The organism is Polymorphobacter megasporae (genome assembly GCF_018982885.2).
GTDB lineage: Bacteria > Pseudomonadota > Alphaproteobacteria > Sphingomonadales > Sphingomonadaceae > Polymorphobacter_B > Polymorphobacter_B megasporae.
Map to the genome: position 1 here is coordinate 1834857 of NZ_CP081848.1, position 14653 is coordinate 1849509.

General features: G+C 63.2%; 24 protein-coding genes. All 24 read left to right on the forward strand.

All coding sequences use genetic code 11. The features are described from left to right. The first annotated feature begins 20 nt into the window (after positions 1–20). The 24 genes from fusA (at position 21) to secY (ending at position 14651) form a co-directional block, all read left to right on the forward strand. Positions 21–2093 (forward strand): elongation factor G, encoded by a 2073-nt coding sequence (gene fusA / locus KTC28_RS08655; RefSeq protein WP_216708526.1) that lies wholly within the window; start codon positions 21–23, stop codon positions 2091–2093. A gap of 99 nt (positions 2094–2192) precedes the next feature. Further along, positions 2193–3383: an elongation factor Tu gene (tuf, locus tag KTC28_RS08660; protein ID WP_216708527.1), complete on the forward strand. Its 1191-nt coding sequence runs from the start codon at positions 2193–2195 to the stop codon at positions 3381–3383. A gap of 99 nt (positions 3384–3482) precedes the next feature. Further along, a complete protein-coding gene (rpsJ, locus tag KTC28_RS08665; RefSeq protein WP_216708528.1) occupies positions 3483–3797 on the forward strand; it encodes a 30S ribosomal protein S10 in 315 nt (104 codons plus the stop codon). Positions 3798–3873: 76 nt separating this feature from the next. Then, on the forward strand, positions 3874–4614 hold the full coding sequence (rplC, locus tag KTC28_RS08670) for a 50S ribosomal protein L3 (protein ID WP_216708529.1): 741 nt from the start codon (positions 3874–3876) through the stop codon (positions 4612–4614). 3 nt (positions 4615–4617) lie between these two features. Further along, complete coding sequence (gene rplD / locus KTC28_RS08675) at positions 4618–5241, forward strand: 50S ribosomal protein L4 (RefSeq protein ID WP_216708530.1); 624 nt, start codon at positions 4618–4620, stop codon at positions 5239–5241. Then, on the forward strand, positions 5234–5548 hold the full coding sequence (locus tag KTC28_RS08680; RefSeq protein WP_216708531.1) for a 50S ribosomal protein L23: 315 nt from the start codon (positions 5234–5236) through the stop codon (positions 5546–5548). Before rplD ends, KTC28_RS08680 begins: the two co-directional genes overlap by 8 nt. Position 5549: 1 nt before the next feature. Continuing rightward, on the forward strand, positions 5550–6386 hold the full coding sequence (gene rplB, locus KTC28_RS08685) for a 50S ribosomal protein L2 (protein ID WP_216708532.1): 837 nt from the start codon (positions 5550–5552) through the stop codon (positions 6384–6386). Between the two features lie 2 nt (positions 6387–6388). Next, on the forward strand, positions 6389–6667 hold the full coding sequence (gene rpsS / locus KTC28_RS08690; RefSeq protein WP_144237801.1) for a 30S ribosomal protein S19: 279 nt from the start codon (positions 6389–6391) through the stop codon (positions 6665–6667). After that, positions 6667–7101, forward strand: a complete 435-nt coding sequence (gene rplV / locus KTC28_RS08695) for a 50S ribosomal protein L22 (protein WP_216708533.1) — start codon at positions 6667–6669, stop codon at positions 7099–7101. The genes rpsS and rplV overlap by 1 nt, the downstream gene beginning before the upstream one ends. Beyond that, positions 7101–7805, forward strand: a complete 705-nt coding sequence (gene rpsC / locus KTC28_RS08700) for a 30S ribosomal protein S3 (RefSeq protein ID WP_216708534.1) — start codon at positions 7101–7103, stop codon at positions 7803–7805. Before rplV ends, rpsC begins: the two co-directional genes overlap by 1 nt. Before the next feature lie 2 nt (positions 7806–7807). Further along, positions 7808–8242, forward strand: a complete 435-nt coding sequence (gene rplP / locus KTC28_RS08705) for a 50S ribosomal protein L16 (RefSeq protein ID WP_216708535.1) — start codon at positions 7808–7810, stop codon at positions 8240–8242. Between the two features lie 8 nt (positions 8243–8250). Continuing rightward, positions 8251–8457 (forward strand): 50S ribosomal protein L29, encoded by a 207-nt coding sequence (gene rpmC / locus KTC28_RS08710; protein WP_216708536.1) that lies wholly within the window; start codon positions 8251–8253, stop codon positions 8455–8457. After that, complete coding sequence (gene rpsQ / locus KTC28_RS08715) at positions 8457–8693, forward strand: 30S ribosomal protein S17 (RefSeq protein WP_216708537.1); 237 nt, start codon at positions 8457–8459, stop codon at positions 8691–8693. The genes rpmC and rpsQ overlap by 1 nt, the downstream gene beginning before the upstream one ends. A gap of 37 nt (positions 8694–8730) precedes the next feature. Then, positions 8731–9099: a 50S ribosomal protein L14 gene (rplN, locus tag KTC28_RS08720; protein ID WP_216708538.1), complete on the forward strand. Its 369-nt coding sequence runs from the start codon at positions 8731–8733 to the stop codon at positions 9097–9099. Continuing rightward, positions 9099–9422 (forward strand): 50S ribosomal protein L24, encoded by a 324-nt coding sequence (rplX, locus tag KTC28_RS08725; protein WP_216708539.1) that lies wholly within the window; start codon positions 9099–9101, stop codon positions 9420–9422. Before rplN ends, rplX begins: the two co-directional genes overlap by 1 nt. Next, positions 9415–9996, forward strand: a complete 582-nt coding sequence (rplE, locus tag KTC28_RS08730; RefSeq protein WP_216708540.1) for a 50S ribosomal protein L5 — start codon at positions 9415–9417, stop codon at positions 9994–9996. The genes rplX and rplE overlap by 8 nt, the downstream gene beginning before the upstream one ends. Positions 9997–9998: 2 nt before the next feature. Next, entirely contained in the window at positions 9999–10304 is a 306-nt protein-coding gene (gene rpsN, locus KTC28_RS08735; RefSeq protein ID WP_216708541.1) for a 30S ribosomal protein S14, read from the forward strand. 4 nt (positions 10305–10308) lie between these two features. Further along, positions 10309–10707: a 30S ribosomal protein S8 gene (gene rpsH / locus KTC28_RS08740; protein ID WP_216708542.1), complete on the forward strand. Its 399-nt coding sequence runs from the start codon at positions 10309–10311 to the stop codon at positions 10705–10707. Positions 10708–10709: 2 nt separating this feature from the next. Then, positions 10710–11243 carry a 50S ribosomal protein L6 gene (gene rplF, locus KTC28_RS08745; RefSeq protein WP_216708543.1) on the forward strand — a complete coding sequence of 178 codons (534 nt, stop codon included), beginning with the start codon at positions 10710–10712 and terminating at the stop codon, positions 11241–11243. Beyond that, positions 11243–11599 carry a 50S ribosomal protein L18 gene (gene rplR, locus KTC28_RS08750; RefSeq protein ID WP_216708544.1) on the forward strand — a complete coding sequence of 119 codons (357 nt, stop codon included), beginning with the start codon at positions 11243–11245 and terminating at the stop codon, positions 11597–11599. Before rplF ends, rplR begins: the two co-directional genes overlap by 1 nt. Before the next feature lie 9 nt (positions 11600–11608). Beyond that, positions 11609–12316 carry a 30S ribosomal protein S5 gene (gene rpsE, locus KTC28_RS08755; RefSeq protein ID WP_216708545.1) on the forward strand — a complete coding sequence of 236 codons (708 nt, stop codon included), beginning with the start codon at positions 11609–11611 and terminating at the stop codon, positions 12314–12316. A gap of 12 nt (positions 12317–12328) precedes the next feature. Continuing rightward, the gene (gene rpmD / locus KTC28_RS08760; protein WP_216708546.1) at positions 12329–12508 is read left to right on the forward strand and encodes a 50S ribosomal protein L30; all 180 of its coding nucleotides are present in this window, start codon (positions 12329–12331) and stop codon (positions 12506–12508) included. Positions 12509–12590: 82 nt separating this feature from the next. Next, positions 12591–13121, forward strand: coding sequence for a 50S ribosomal protein L15 (gene rplO, locus KTC28_RS08765; RefSeq protein WP_216708547.1), 531 nt, complete (start codon positions 12591–12593; stop codon positions 13119–13121). Positions 13122–13292: 171 nt separating this feature from the next. After that, the gene (gene secY, locus KTC28_RS08770) at positions 13293–14651 is read left to right on the forward strand and encodes a preprotein translocase subunit SecY (RefSeq protein ID WP_216708548.1); all 1359 of its coding nucleotides are present in this window, start codon (positions 13293–13295) and stop codon (positions 14649–14651) included. Positions 14652–14653 lie beyond the last annotated feature (2 nt).

Below are 14653 nucleotides of genomic sequence, written 5' to 3' on the forward strand. Positions count from 1 at the left end.
ACCCGTCTGGAGTATTTGAGATGGCCCGTACCACGCCCCTGAACATGTACCGTAACATCGGTATCATGGCGCACATCGACGCCGGTAAGACGACGACGACCGAGCGTATCCTGTATTACACCGGCAAGTCCTACAAGATCGGCGAAGTGCACGAAGGCACGGCGACGATGGACTGGATGGAGCAGGAGCAGGAGCGCGGGATCACGATCACGTCCGCCGCAACGACGTGCTTCTGGAACGACCACCGCATCAACATCATCGACACGCCCGGCCACGTCGACTTCACCATCGAAGTCGAGCGTTCGCTGCGCGTTCTCGACGGTGCGGTTGCGTGCTTCGATGGCGTTGCCGGGGTCGAGCCGCAGTCGGAGACCGTCTGGCGTCAGGCCGACAAGTACAAAGTTCCGCGGATGTGCTTCGTCAACAAGCTCGACCGCACCGGCGCGAACTTCGACCGCTGCGTCGCGATGATCAAGGACCGTCTCGGTGCGCGTCCGGCGGTGCTGTATCTCCCGATCGGCCTCGAAGGTGACTTCGTCGGCCTCGTTGACCTCGTTGAGAACCGCGCGATCGTCTGGCTGGAAGAGAGCCTCGGCGCGAAGTTCGAATACAAGGAGATTCCGGAGAATCTCAAGGAAGCCGCTGCGATCGCTCGCTCGGAACTGATCGAGATGGCGGTCGAGCAGGACGATGCCCTGATGGAGTCGTATCTCGAAGGCACCGAGCCGACGACGGCGGAACTCAAGGCATTGATCCGCAAGGGCACGCTGGCGTTCGCCTTCGTTCCTGTGCTGTGCGGCTCGGCGTTCAAGAACAAGGGCGTCCAGCCCCTGCTAGACGCTGTCGTCGACTACATGCCGTCGCCGCTAGACATTCCGCCGATGCACGGCATCAACATGAAGGACGAGGACGAGATCCGCGAAGCGTCGGATGACGCCCCGTTCAGCGCGCTAGCCTTCAAGATCATGACCGACACCTTCGTCGGCACGCTGACCTTCGCCCGTATCTATTCGGGCAAGCTCGAGGCGGCGTCGATGGTGCTCAACTCGGTCAAGGACAAGAAGGAGAAGATCGGCCGCATGCTGCTGATGCATGCCAACAACCGCGAGGACATCAAGGAAGCCTATGCCGGCGACATCGTCGCTCTGGTCGGCCTCAAGGATGTCACCACGGGCGACACGCTGTGCGCGCCGCTGAAGCCGATCATCCTCGAGCGGATGGAATTCCCCGAGCCGGTCATCGAAGTCGCGGTCGAGCCGAAGACCAAGGCCGACCAGGAGAAGATGGGCATCGCGCTCAACCGTCTCGCGCAGGAAGATCCTTCTTTCCGCGTGTCTTCGGACAACGAAAGCGGCCAGACGATCATCAAGGGGATGGGCGAGCTCCACCTCGAAATTCTCGTCGACCGCATGCGCCGCGAGTTCAAGGTCGAGGCCAACGTCGGCGCGCCGCAGGTGGCGTACCGCGAATCGCTCGCCCGCAAGGTCGATGTCGACTACACTCACAAGAAGCAGTCCGGCGGCTCGGGTCAGTTCGGCCGGATCAAGTTTTCGGTCGAGCCCGGCGAGCGCGGGTCGGGCGTTATCTTCCTCGACGAGGTCAAGGGCGGCAACATTCCGAAGGAGTATATTCCTTCGGTCGAGAAGGGCATTCGTGAAATCGCGTCAACGGGCTCGCTGATCGGCTTCCCGATCATCGACTTCACCGCGCGGCTTTATGATGGTGCCTACCATGACGTCGACTCGTCGGCGCTCGCTTTCGAGATCACTGGTCGCGGCGGTATGCGCGAAGCCGCCGTCAAGGCCGGCATCAAACTGCTCGAGCCGGTGATGAAGGTCGAGGTCGTTACCCCGGAAGACTTTATGGGTGACGTTATCGGCGACCTGAACAGCCGTCGTGGCCAGATCCAAGGCACCGACAGCCGCGGTAATGCGCAGGTCATCGAGGCGCAGGTGCCGCTGGCGAACATGTTTGGCTACGTCAACCAGCTCCGCTCGATGAGCCAGGGCCGGGCGCAGTATTCGATGCAGTTCAGCCACTACGAAGAAGTGCCGTCGAACGTCGCCGAGGAAATCAAGGCGAAGATGGCCTAAAGCTGCCCGCAGGATTCTGGCTGCTTTACATTTTCGGACGCAGAAACTAGACGCCGCGCCTTGCCGGGCGCGGCAGCAATTCGACAAGGATGAGGGATCATGGGTAAGGCGAAATTCGAGCGGAACAAGCCGCACTGCAACATCGGCACCATCGGTCACGTTGACCATGGCAAGACGTCGCTGACCGCCGCGATCACGAAGATCCTCGCCGAGACAGGCGGGGCGACCTTCACCTCGTACGCCGACATCGACAAGGCTCCCGAGGAACGCGAGCGCGGCATTACCATCTCGACCGCGCACGTCGAGTATGAGACTGCCAACCGCCACTACGCGCACGTCGATTGCCCCGGCCATGCCGACTATGTGAAGAACATGATCACCGGCGCGGCGCAGATGGACGGCGCGATCCTCGTCGTCTCGGCGACCGACGGTCCGATGCCGCAGACCCGCGAGCACATCCTGCTCGCAAAGCAGGTCGGCGTTCCGGCGATGGTCGTCTTCATGAACAAGGTCGACCTCGTCGACGACGCGGAAATTCTCGAGCTCGTCGAGATGGAAATTCGTGAACTTCTGTCGAAGTACGACTTCCCGGGTGACGACATTCCGATCACGCAGGGTTCGGCTGTCTGCGCGCTCGACGGCAAGCGTCCCGAGATCGGCCACGACGCCGTCGTCGCGCTGATGAAGACCGTCGACGAGTACATCCCGCAGCCCGAGCGTCCGCTTGACCGCCCGTTCCTGATGCCGATCGAAGATGTCTTTTCGATCTCGGGTCGCGGCACGGTCGTCACGGGTCGCGTCGAGAGCGGCATCGTCAAGGTCGGCGAGGAAGTCGAGATCGTCGGCATCAAGGACACCCGCAAGTCGGTGTGCACCGGCGTCGAAATGTTCCGCAAGCTGCTCGACCAGGGCCAAGCCGGCGACAACATCGGCGCGCTGCTTCGCGGCGTCGGCCGTGACGACGTCGAGCGCGGCCAGGTTCTCTGCAAGCCCGGCTCGATCAAGCCGCACAGCGAGTTTAAGGCGACCGTGTATGTGCTGTCGAAGGACGAGGGTGGCCGTCACACGCCGTTCTTCGCCAACTATCGTCCGCAGTTCTACTTCCGCACGACCGACGTCACCGGCACCGTTGAGCTGCCCGAGGGCACCGAGATGGTCATGCCCGGCGACAACGTCGAGCTGGCCGTCAAGCTGATCGCGCCGATCGCCATGGATCCGGGTCTTCGCTTCGCAATTCGCGAAGGCGGACGCACCGTTGGTTCGGGCGTGGTTGCAACGATCACGAAGTGAGCGTATAGGGCCGTTCTCCCGATGATTCGGTGAGAGCGGCCCGGTTCGCCCGGGCCTTATTTTTGCACGAACGCTGATTGCCAGAAACGAAAAGAACCGATGGAAACGCAGAACATCCGCATTCGCCTGAAGGCCTTCGATCACCGCGTGCTCGATATGGCCACCAGCGAGATCGCCGACACGGCGAAGCGGACGGGTGCGGCCATTCGCGGCCCGATCCCGTTGCCGACCCGGTTCGAGCGTTTCACGGTCAACCGTTCGCCGCACGTCGACAAGAAGTCGCGTGAGCAGTTCGAAGTCCGTACCTACAAGCGCCTGCTCGACATCGTCGATCCGACGCCGCAGACGGTCGATGCGCTGATGAAACTCGACCTCGCCGCGGGTGTCGATGTGGAGATCAAGCTCCAGAGCTAGATCTGACTGAACATACGCGGAGCGAACTTTAATTAGTCATGCCCCCACGGGGGCCTCTGAGGGAAAGGAATTGATCATGCGCAGTGGCGTGATCGCGAAGAAAATGGGGATGACCCGCCTGTTCAAGGACGATGGTCGCCACGTCCCGGTGACGGTGCTGAGCCTCGAAGACTGCCAGGTCGTATCGCAGCGCACGACCGACCGCGATGGTTACGTCGCGGTCCAGCTCGGTGCCGGCTCCAAGAAGGTCAAGAACACCACCAAGCCCGAGCGCGGCCACTTCGCCGTTGCCGAGGTCGAGCCCAAGGCGCGTGTTGCCGAGTTTCGCGTGTCGGAAGACGCGCTGCTCGAAGCCGGCGCGTCTCTCTCGGCCGACCATTTCGTCGCTGGCCAGCTCGTCGACATCACCGGCGACACCGTCGGTAAGGGTTTCCAGGGCGGTATGAAGCGCTGGAACTTCGGCGGTCTCCGCGCAACCCACGGCGTTTCGGTCTCGCACCGTTCGCTCGGGTCGACCGGCCAGCGCCAGGACCCCGGCAAGGTGTTCAAGAACAAGAAGATGGCGGGCCACATGGGCGACCGCCAGCGCACCCAGCAGAACCTCGAGATCGTTTCCACCGACGTCGAGCGCGGCCTGATCTTCGTCAAGGGCTCGGTTCCCGGGCACAAGGGCGGCTGGCTGCTGGTCAAGGACGCCGTCAAGGGCCCTCGCCCCGACGCCGCGCCGTATCCGGCTTCGCTGAAGAGCGCTGCCAACAATGCTGCTCCGCAGGTCGACCACGTCGACGCCCCCGAAACCGAAACGCAGGAGGGCTGAGCCATGAAGCTCGATGTACGCACCCTCGATGCCGCGGCCAGCGGTGATATCGAACTCGACGAGACGGTCTTCGGCAAGGAAGCCCGCGTCGACATCCTCCACCGCGTCGTGACGTGGCAGCTCGAAAAGCGCCGTGCGACGGCCCGTGGCGCTCGCGAGCGTTCGGATGTCTCGCGCACCGGTAAGAAGCTCGGCAACCAAAAGGGCGGCGGTGTCGCCCGCCACGGTAATCGCGGCGCGCCGCAGTTCACCGGCGGTGGTAAGGCGCACGGCCCGCGCGTCCGCGACTTCGATCCCGGCCTTAACAAGAAGATCCGTCGCCTCGGCCTCGGCATCGCGCTTTCGGTCAAGCAGGCCGAAGGCAAGCTGATGATCGTCGAGGACTTCGCGCTCGGCGAGGCCAAGACCAAGACGCTGCTCGCGCGGCTCGCCGGTCTCGGCGTGACCAACGGCCTGTTCGTTGATGGTGGCGCGGTCGATCAGCATTTCGGGATGGCCTGCGCCAACCTCGAGAAGATCGACATCATGCCCGCAGTCGGCGCGAACGTGTACGACATCCTCAACCACGACATGCTGGTGCTGACCCGCGCCGCTGTCGCTGCCCTGGAGGCACGCGTCAATGGCTAAGCCGCAACCCGCAACGATCGACCTCAAGCATTACGACATCGTCGTGAAGCCGGTCATCACCGAGAAGTCGACTCTGGTCAGCGAGTTCAACCAGGTCGTGTTCAAGGTGGCTAAGGATTCGTCGAAGCCCGAGATCAAGGCTGCGGTCGAGGCGCTGTTCGGCGTCCGCGTCCTGTCGGTCAACACGCTGATCCAGAAGGGCAAGAACAAGCGCTTCAAGGGCAAGCCCTATACGCGCTCGGATGAGAAGAAAGCGATCGTGACGCTCGCCGAAGGCGACCGCATCGACGTGACCACGGGAATCTGAGATGGCTCTCAAGCATTATAATCCGACGTCGCCGGGCCGCCGCGGCCTGATCCTCGTCGACCGTTCGGCGCTCCACAAGGGGCGTCCGGTCAAGGCGTTGACCGAGGGTCTGCGCAAGTCGGGCGGCCGTAACAACATGGGCCACGCCACCGCGCGCGGCATCGCCGGCGGTCACAAGCAGCTTTACCGCATCGTCGACTTCAAGCGTCGCGAGTGGGACGTTGCTGCGACCGTCGAGCGGATCGAGTACGACCCCAATCGTTCGGCGTTCATCGCGCTGATCAAGTATCCCGACGGCAAGCAGAACTACATTCTCGCGCCGCAGCGCCTCGCCGTCGGCGACAGCGTGACTGCGGGCAAGAAGGTCGACGTCAAGCCGGGCAACGCCATGGAAATCGGCCAGATGCCCGTCGGCACGATCGTCCACAACGTCGAGCTGAAGCCCGGCAAGGGCGGGCAGATGGCGCGCGCGGCGGGGACGTTCGTCCAGGTCGTCGGTCGCGACCGCGGCATGGTCATCATCCGCTTGAATTCGGGCGAGCAGCGCTACACCCACGCCAATTGCATGGCGACGGTCGGCGCGGTGTCGAACCCCGACAACAGCAACACCAACCACGCCAAGGCCGGTCGGACCCGCTGGCTCGGCCATCGCCCGCTGACGCGTGGCGTCGCCAAGAACCCGGTCGACCATCCCCACGGTGGTGGTGAAGGCCGGACCTCGGGCGGCCGTCACCCGGTTACGCCGTGGGGCAAGCCGACCAAGGGTGCGAAGACCCGGTCGAACAAGTCGACCGACAAGATGATCATTCGTTCGCGTCACGCGAAGAAGAAGAGGTAGGCATGAGCCGCTCCGTCTGGAAAGGTCCGTTCGTCGACCTCCACGTCCTGAAGAAGGCCGAAACCGCGCAAGCCGGTGGCGGCGGCCGGGGTCCGATCAAGACCTGGTCGCGCCGCTCGACGATCCTGCCGCAGTTCGTCGGCCTGGTCTTCAGTGTCTATAACGGCCGCAAGTTCATCCCGGTCTCGGTCAACGAGGACATGGTGGGTATGAAGCTTGGCGAGTTCGCGCCGACGCGCACGTTCACCGGCCATGCCGCCGACAAGAAGGCCAAGCGCTGATGGGCAAGCCCTCCGCACCCCGCAAGGTCGGCGACAAGGAAGCGCTAGCGATTGCGACGACCGTTCGCGGCTCGCCGTACAAGCTCAACCTCGTTGCCGGTCTCATCCGCGGCCGCAAGGCATCGGAAGCGCTCAATATCCTGCAGTTTTCGACCAAGGGCATGGCGCCCGACGTCCGCAAGGTGCTCGCCTCGGCGATCGCCAATGCCGAGAACAATCACAATCTGGATGTCGATGCGCTGATCGTCAAGGAAGCCAGCGTCGGCAAGGCCATCGTGATGAAGCGCTTCACGCCGCGTGCGCGCGGTCGCGCCTCGGCGATCGTCAAGCCGTTCAGCCGCATTCGCATCGTCGTCCGCGAGCTCGGCGAGGATGATTACGCTGCCGCGCGGGCTGCCAAGGCCGGCAAGACCAATGCGACGGAGCAGGCATAATGGGTCATAAGACAAACCCGATCGGGCTCCGGCTCCAGATCAACCGGACGTGGGACAGCCGCTGGTTCGCTGAAGGCGAGGACTACGGCCGCCTGCTGATCGAAGACATCAAAATCCGTAACTTCATCATGAAGTCGCAGCCGCAGGCCGCGATATCGAAGGTCGTGATCGAGCGCCCGGCCAAGCTGTGCCGCGTGTCGATCTACGCAGCCCGCCCCGGTGTCATCATCGGCAAGAAGGGTGCGGACATCGAGAAGCTGCGCCAGCAGATCGCGACGATGACGAAGTCGGACGTGTCGCTCAACATCGTCGAAATCCGCAAGCCCGAAGTCGACAGCCGTCTGGTTGCGCAGGGCGTCGCCGACCAGCTTGAGCGTCGTATCGCCTTCCGTCGCGCGATGAAGCGTGCGGTCCAGTCGGCGCTGCGTCTCGGTGCCGAGGGCATTCGTATCACGTGCTCGGGCCGTCTTGGCGGTGCCGAAATCGCGCGAGTCGAATGGTATCGTGAGGGCCGGGTGCCGTTGCACACGCTCCGCGCCAACGTCGATTATGCCGAAGCGCAGGCGCACACCGCTTACGGTGTCTGCGGCGTCAAGGTGTGGATCTTCAAGGGCGAGATTCTCGGCCATGATCCGATGTCGCAGGACCGTCTGATGATGGAAGCGCAGACCTCGGGCGTCCGTCCCGCGCGTGAAGGTCGCTAGTCATGTTGCAGCCTAAGAAAACCAAGTTTCGCAAGCAGTTTAAGGGTCGCATTCATGGCGACGCCAAGGGCGGCACCGCACTGAACTTCGGCGCGTTCGGCCTGAAGGCGATGGAGCCCGACCGGCTCACCGCCCGCCAGATCGAAGCTGCGCGTCGCGCGATCAGCCGTCACATCAAGCGTGCCGGCCGGTTGTGGATCCGCATCTTCCCCGACGTGCCGGTCACGTCGAAGCCCGCCGAAGTCCGCATGGGTAAGGGTAAGGGCGCTCCGGAATTCTGGGCCGCCAAGGTCAAGCCAGGCCGCATCCTGTTCGAGCTCGACGGCGTGCCGCACGACGTCGCCAAGGGTGCCTTTGAGCGCGCGGCGGCCAAGCTGCCAATCAAGGTCAAGACCGTCGTCCGCCTCGGCGAGCCGATCGGCGAAGTGACGAAGTGAGCACAGCTATGAAGACCAAAGACCTTCGCCCGCAGACTGACGACCAGATCGCGACGACGCTGGGCGAGATGAAGCGCGAGCAGTTCAACCTGCGGTTCCAGGCGGCCACCGGCCAGATGGAAAAGCCGGCACGCGTTCGCGAAGTCCGCCGCACGATCGCCAAGATCAAGACGCTCCAGGGCCAGCGCGCCACGGTAGCGACGAAGGAAGCCTGATGCCGAAGCGTATTCTCCAGGGCAAGGTCGTGTCCGACAAGGGCGACAAGACCGTCATCGTGCTCATCGAGCGCAAGATCACCCACCCGGTCTACGGGAAGATCATGCGCCGTTCGAAGAAGTATCATGCCCACGACGAGGGCAACGTCATTAAGGAAGGCGACGAGGTCCGCATCCAGGAGTGCGCCCCGATGTCCAAGCTGAAGACGTTCAAAGTCATGGAGAAGGTCGGCTGATGTCGAACTTCCGTAACAAGAAAGAAGGATCGAACGAATGATCCAGATGCAGACGAACCTCGACGTCGCCGACAATAGCGGTGCCAAGCGGGTGATGTGCATCAAGGTGCTCGGTGGCTCGAAGCGTCGGTTCGCCGGCGTGGGTGACGTTATCGTCGTCTCGATCAAGGAAGCCGCGCCGAAGGGCAAGGTCAAGAAGGGCGACGTCCATCGCGCCGTCGTCGTTCGCACGGCGAAGGATATCCGGCGTTCGGACGGCTCGGTGATCCGCTTCGACGGCAATGCCGCGGTCCTGATCAACAAGAATGAGGAGCCGATCGGCACCCGTATTTTTGGGCCGGTGGTGCGCGAGTTGCGCGCGTCGGGCCACATGAAGATCATCAGCCTTGCTCCGGAGGTGCTGTAATGAGCGCCGCGAAGATCAAGAAGGGCGATAAGGTCGTCGTCTTGTCCGGCAAGGACAAGGGCAAGCACGGTGAAGTCACGAAGGCCATGCCGAAGGAAGGCAAGGTCATCGTCGGCGGCATCAACATGATGACGCGCCATAAGAAGGCGAGCCAGGCTAACCCGCAGGGCGGTCTTGAGCGCATCGAAGCGCCGATGTTCGTGTCGAAGGTCGCGATTGAGGACCCGAAGACGGGCAAGCCGACGCGCGTCGGCTTCAAGATACTGGAAGATGGTCGCAAGGTGCGTATCGCCAAGCGGTCGGGAGAGACGATCGATGGCTGACGCGGCAAACCTGACCCGGATGCAGCAGCTGTACGTGGACAAGATCCGCGGCCAGATGAGTGAGCAGTTCGGCTACAAGAACCTCATGCAGGTTCCGAAGATCGACAAGATCGTTATCAACATGGGTGTCGGCGACGCCACTCAGGACAAGAAGCTGGTCGACGCCGCTGCCGCCGAAATGGCGCTGATCGCGGGCCAGAAGCCGGTGATCTGCAAGGCGAAGAAGTCGGTCGCGGTGTTCAAGCTGCGCGAGGGTATGCCGATCGGCTGCAAGGTGACCTTGCGTCGCGAGAAGATGTACGAGTTTCTCGACCGTCTGGTGACCATCGCACTGCCGCGCGTCCGCGACTTTCGCGGGCTGAACCCGAAGTCGTTCGACGGTCGCGGTAACTATGCGATGGGTCTTAAGGAGCAGATCGTGTTCCCCGAGATCAACTATGACCGGATCGGCAAGGTCCGCGGCATGGACGTCATCATCACCACGACCGCCAGGTCGGACGACGAGGCACGGGCGTTGTTGTTTGCTTTCGGCCTGCCGTTCACCGGCATGGTCGACGCGAAGAAGGCAGCTTAAGCATGGCCAAGAAGAGTTCGGTGAACAAGAACGAGCACCGCAAGGCGCTGGTCAAGAAGTACGCCCCCAAGTTCGCGGCCCTGAAGGCGATCGCCGCCGACGAGACCAAGGACGAAGGCGAGCGCCTGATGGCCCGCCTCAAGATGTCCGAGCTGCCGCGCAACGCGACCCCGGGTCGTGTCCGCAATCGCTGTGCACTGACCGGGCGTAGCCGCGCGGTCTATCGCAAGTTCAAACTGTCGCGGATCATGCTGCGGGAACTGGGCAACAAGGGCCTGATCCCCGGCCTGACCAAGTCGAGCTGGTAACGCTATGTCGATGACCGATCCGCTGGGTGACATGCTCACCCGCATCCGCAACGGGCAGCAGGCGCGCAAGGATTCCGTCCTGACGCCGGCGTCGAAGCTGCGTGCCCGCGTTCTCGACGTGCTCCAGCGCGAGGGCTATATCCGTGGCTACAGCGATGCGGCCGATACCGGCCCCGCCGCTGCGCTCCGCATCGACCTTAAGTACTTCGAGGGCCAGCCGGCGATTCAGCACGTCGCGCGCGTCTCGAAGCCGGGTCGCCGGGTCTATTCGGGAGCGCAGGATCTGCCGCGCGTCCGCAATGGCCTCGGCATCGTCATCGTCTCGACGCCGAAGGGTGTTCTGTCCGACGCGGAAGCGCGCGAGCAGAATGTCGGCGGCGAAGTCCTCTGTCAGGTATTCTAACGATGTCACGGATTGGCAAGAAGGCGGTCCCGGTTCCGGCCGGCGTCACCGCGACGATCGACGGCGCCATTCTCAGCGTCAAGGGTCCCAAGGGCCTGCTGACGCTGTCGATGGTTCCCGATATCGCTTACGCTGTCGAGGCGGATGCGATCAGCGTCCAGCCGGCGAACGACAGCAAGCAGGCGCGTGCCTATTGGGGCATGCAGCGGACGTTGGTGTCGAACCTTGTCGTCGGCGTCTCGGCGGGCTTTACCAAGGTGCTTGAGATCACCGGCGTCGGCTACCGTGCCAGCGTCCAGGGGTCGAACCTGAAGCTTCAGCTCGGCTATAGCCACGACGTCGACTATCCGATCCCCGAGGGCATCGCGATCAAGACGCCCGACCAAACGACGGTCGAGATCACCGGCGCCGACAAGCAGAAGGTCGGTCAGGTTGCCGCCGAGATCCGCCGCTGGCGCAAGCCGGAACCCTATAAGGGCAAGGGCATCAAGTACCGCGGCGAGTATATCTTCCGCAAGGAAGGGAAGAAGAAGTAATGACCAAGGGTCTCTCCCTGTTCGAGAAGCGGCGTCGCCGCGTCCGTACCGCGCTTCGCGCCAAGGGCGGCGAGCGCCCGCGCTTGTCGATCCACCGCTCGTCGCAGCACATCTATGCGCAGGTCATCGACGACGCGCAGGGGATCACGATCGCCTCGGCTTCGACGCTCGAGAAGGACGTTCGCGACGTCACTGGTGCGACGACGACTGCCGCTGCCGACGTCGGCAAGCGTCTCGCCGAGCGCAGCAAGGCGGCGGGCGTCACCACCGTCGTGTTCGATCGCGGCGGTTTCCTTTTCCACGGCCGCGTCCGTGCGCTTGCCGAAGGCGCCCGCGAAGCCGGACTGGAGTTTTAAGACATGGGCATGGAACCTCGTAGCGGTCCCGGCGGCGGTGGCCCCGGTGGTGGACGCGGCGGACCCGGCGGCAATCGCAGCGGTCCCGGCGGCAACAACCGTGGCGGCCCTGGCGGCAATCGCGGCAACAACGACCGCAACAACCGGGGCGGCCGTGGCGGCCCGACGGGTGACGGCGGCGAAGAGCTGATCGAGAAGCTCGTTCACATCAACCGCGTCTCGAAGACGGTCAAGGGCGGTAAGCGCTTCGGCTTCGCTGCGCTCGTCGTCGTCGGCGACGGTAAGGGCCGCGTCGGCTTTGGCCACGGCAAGGCGCGCGAAGTTCCCGAGGCGATCGCCAAGGGCACTGCCGCCGCGAAGAAGGCGATGATCCGCGTTCCGCTGCGCGACGGCCGGACGCTGCACCATGATGCCTATGGCCACTTCGGTGCGGGCAAGGTCTATGTCCGCTCGGCGGCGCAGGGAACCGGCATCATCGCCGGCGGTCCGATGCGTGCGGTGTTCGAGGCACTCGGCGTCGCGGACGTCGTGACCAAGTCGGTCGGCACCAACAACCCGTACAATATGATCCGCGCGACGTTCGCGTCGCTGACCGACCAGACCAGCCCCAAGGCGGTTGCCCAGCGTCGCGGCAAGAAGATCGCCGACCTGATGGCGCGTCGCGGAGATGTTTCGGGCCGGGTGGCTGAGGCCGATGCCGAAGCCACGGTCGCTTAAGGAAGAATGACGATGGCGACTGTCAAGATTACCCAAGTCGGATCGCATATCCGCCGCCAGCCCGATCAGCAGGCGACGCTGATCGGCCTCGGCCTCAACAAGATGCACCGCAGCCGTGAACTCGAGGATACGCCCTCGGTCCGCGGGATGATCAAGAAGGTGGCGCATCTCATCAAGGTCGAAGGCGAATAGCCATCGATCTTGTCATCCCCGCTTTCGAGGGGATGACAAGAATAATCCATCAATGCGCGACTAAAGCGAAAGCGAGTGCACCATGAAACTGAACGATCTTCGAGATAATGATGGCGCGCGCAAGAAGCGCGTTCGTGTCGGACGCGGTATCGGCTCGGGCGTCGGCAAGACCGCTGGTCGCGGACAGAAGGGCCAGAAGTCGCGCTCGGGTGTCGCGATCAAGGGCTTCGAGGGCGGCCAGATGCCGCTCCACATGCGTATCCCGAAGCGCGGCTTCAACAACATCTTCCGCAAGTACATGGCCGAGATCAACCTCGGCACGCTGCAGAAGGCGATCGACGACGGCAAGATCGTTGCCGGTGCAACTCTCGACGGCGCAGCGCTCGTCGAAGCCGGCGTTATCAGCCATTCCCGCGAAGGCATCCGCCTGCTCGGCAAGGGCGTGCTGACTGCAGCTCTTCATCTCCACGTCGCCGGCGGCAGCGCCGCCGCCAAGGCTGCGGTCGAAGCGGCGGGCGGAAGCGTCACGCTGCCCCTGGTCAAGGAAACGATCGACGCCGATGCGGCGAAGGCGGCCCGTGCCGCCGCCCGCGCTGCGAAGGCGAAGGCCTGAACTGACGTGTCATCCCGGCGAAGGCCGGGACCCTTGAACTCCACCGTTTGAGTTCATGGGTCCCGGCCTTCGCCGGGATGACAGTTTTATAGTTGGTGACGCGCCTGCCAATCCCTATCTAGGCAGCGCATAGGGTTGGCCCCGGGGGGTCGCCGACAGTTGGGATTACCGATGGCGTCATCCGCGCAACAGCAGCAACTCGCCGCCAGTCTCAGCTTGGCGAATTTCTCGAAGGCGACCGAGCTCAAGAAGCGGCTGTGGTTCACGCTGGGCGCGCTGATTGTCTTCCGTCTAGTGTCGTTCGTGCCGCTGCCGGGGATCGACCCCGAAGCACTCAATTCGCTGTTCGCCAAGACGCAGGGCGGCGTTCTCGACTTTTTCAATATGTTTTCGGGCGGCGCGCTCCAGCGCATGTCGTTGATCGCGCTCGGCGTGACCCCGTACATCACCGCCTCGATCATCATCCAGCTGATGACCAGCCTCGTGCCGTCGCTGATGACCCTCAAGAAAGAGGGTGAGTCGGGACGTAAGAAGCTCAACCAATATACGCGCTACGGCACTGTACTGCTGACCGCAGTCCAGGGCTACGGCATCGCCGTCGGGCTTGAGGGCTGGGGCGCCGGGCAGGGCATCGCCGCAGTTATCGACCCCGGCTGGTTCTTCCGCATCTCAACCGTCATCACGCTGATCGGCGGGACGATGTTTTTGATGTGGCTCGGCGAACAGATCACCAGCCGCGGCATTGGCAACGGTATTTCGTTGATCATCATGGCGGGCATCGTCAGCCATTTGCCGGTGTCGGTCGGCCAGTTGTTCGAGCAGACGCGGACCGGGGCGATCTCGCTCGGCTTCGTCCTGATGGTCGCGGTCCTCGGCCTCGCAACGATCGCGTTCATCTGCGTAATGGAGCGCGCCCAGCGCAAGATCCTGATCCAATATCCGAAGCGACAGGTCGGGTCGCGCCAGTATCAGGGCGATAGCTCGTTCTTGCCGCTTAAGATCAACACGAGCGGCGTCATCCCGCCGATCTTCGCGTCGTCGCTGCTGCTGATGCCGTTGACCGTTGCGCAGTTCCTCGGGAAGGGCGGCAACGGTCCCGATTGGCTGCTGACGGTGACGACGCAGCTCCAGCGCGGTGCGCCGGTCTACATGGCGCTGTACGCGGCGGGGATCATCTTCTTCAGCTTCTTTTACACAGCGGTCGTGTTCAACCCCGAGGAAACCGCCGAAAACCTCAAGAAGTACGGCGGCTTTATTCCAGGAATCCGCCCCGGTGTGCGAACGAGCGAATATCTCGATTACGTCCTGACCCGGATCACCGTGATAGGCGCGGCGTATTTGACAGTCATCTGCCTGTTGCCCGAGTTCCTGACGTCGAAGGTCGGGATCGCGGCGAGCTTCGGCGGGACGTCGCTGCTGATTATCGTCAATGTGACGATGGATACGGTTGCGCAGATTCAAAGTCATCTGCTAGCCCATCAGTACGATGGACTGATCAAGAAGTCCAAGCTGAGGGGAAATCGCCGTTGATC

Bases quoted from the DNA above. Each gene is read 5' to 3' on its own strand.
- fusA (WP_216708526.1), top strand. From the start codon at position 21: ATGGCCCGTACCACGCCCCTGAACATGTACCGTAACATCGGTATCATG.
- tuf (WP_216708527.1), top strand. From the start codon at position 2,193: ATGGGTAAGGCGAAATTCGAGCGGAACAAGCCGCACTGCAACATCGGC.
- rpsJ (WP_216708528.1), top strand. From the start codon at position 3,483: ATGGAAACGCAGAACATCCGCATTCGCCTGAAGGCCTTCGATCACCGC.
- rplC (WP_216708529.1), top strand. From the start codon at position 3,874: ATGCGCAGTGGCGTGATCGCGAAGAAAATGGGGATGACCCGCCTGTTC.
- rplD (WP_216708530.1), top strand. From the start codon at position 4,618: ATGAAGCTCGATGTACGCACCCTCGATGCCGCGGCCAGCGGTGATATC.
- KTC28_RS08680 (WP_216708531.1), top strand. From the start codon at position 5,234: ATGGCTAAGCCGCAACCCGCAACGATCGACCTCAAGCATTACGACATC.
- rplB (WP_216708532.1), top strand. From the start codon at position 5,550: ATGGCTCTCAAGCATTATAATCCGACGTCGCCGGGCCGCCGCGGCCTG.
- rpsS (WP_144237801.1), top strand. From the start codon at position 6,389: ATGAGCCGCTCCGTCTGGAAAGGTCCGTTCGTCGACCTCCACGTCCTG.
- rplV (WP_216708533.1), top strand. From the start codon at position 6,667: ATGGGCAAGCCCTCCGCACCCCGCAAGGTCGGCGACAAGGAAGCGCTA.
- rpsC (WP_216708534.1), top strand. From the start codon at position 7,101: ATGGGTCATAAGACAAACCCGATCGGGCTCCGGCTCCAGATCAACCGG.
- rplP (WP_216708535.1), top strand. From the start codon at position 7,808: ATGTTGCAGCCTAAGAAAACCAAGTTTCGCAAGCAGTTTAAGGGTCGC.
- rpmC (WP_216708536.1), top strand. From the start codon at position 8,251: ATGAAGACCAAAGACCTTCGCCCGCAGACTGACGACCAGATCGCGACG.
- rpsQ (WP_216708537.1), top strand. From the start codon at position 8,457: ATGCCGAAGCGTATTCTCCAGGGCAAGGTCGTGTCCGACAAGGGCGAC.
- rplN (WP_216708538.1), top strand. From the start codon at position 8,731: ATGATCCAGATGCAGACGAACCTCGACGTCGCCGACAATAGCGGTGCC.
- rplX (WP_216708539.1), top strand. From the start codon at position 9,099: ATGAGCGCCGCGAAGATCAAGAAGGGCGATAAGGTCGTCGTCTTGTCC.
- rplE (WP_216708540.1), top strand. From the start codon at position 9,415: ATGGCTGACGCGGCAAACCTGACCCGGATGCAGCAGCTGTACGTGGAC.
- rpsN (WP_216708541.1), top strand. From the start codon at position 9,999: ATGGCCAAGAAGAGTTCGGTGAACAAGAACGAGCACCGCAAGGCGCTG.
- rpsH (WP_216708542.1), top strand. From the start codon at position 10,309: ATGTCGATGACCGATCCGCTGGGTGACATGCTCACCCGCATCCGCAAC.
- rplF (WP_216708543.1), top strand. From the start codon at position 10,710: ATGTCACGGATTGGCAAGAAGGCGGTCCCGGTTCCGGCCGGCGTCACC.
- rplR (WP_216708544.1), top strand. From the start codon at position 11,243: ATGACCAAGGGTCTCTCCCTGTTCGAGAAGCGGCGTCGCCGCGTCCGT.
- rpsE (WP_216708545.1), top strand. From the start codon at position 11,609: ATGGAACCTCGTAGCGGTCCCGGCGGCGGTGGCCCCGGTGGTGGACGC.
- rpmD (WP_216708546.1), top strand. From the start codon at position 12,329: ATGGCGACTGTCAAGATTACCCAAGTCGGATCGCATATCCGCCGCCAG.
- rplO (WP_216708547.1), top strand. From the start codon at position 12,591: ATGAAACTGAACGATCTTCGAGATAATGATGGCGCGCGCAAGAAGCGC.
- secY (WP_216708548.1), top strand. From the start codon at position 13,293: ATGGCGTCATCCGCGCAACAGCAGCAACTCGCCGCCAGTCTCAGCTTG.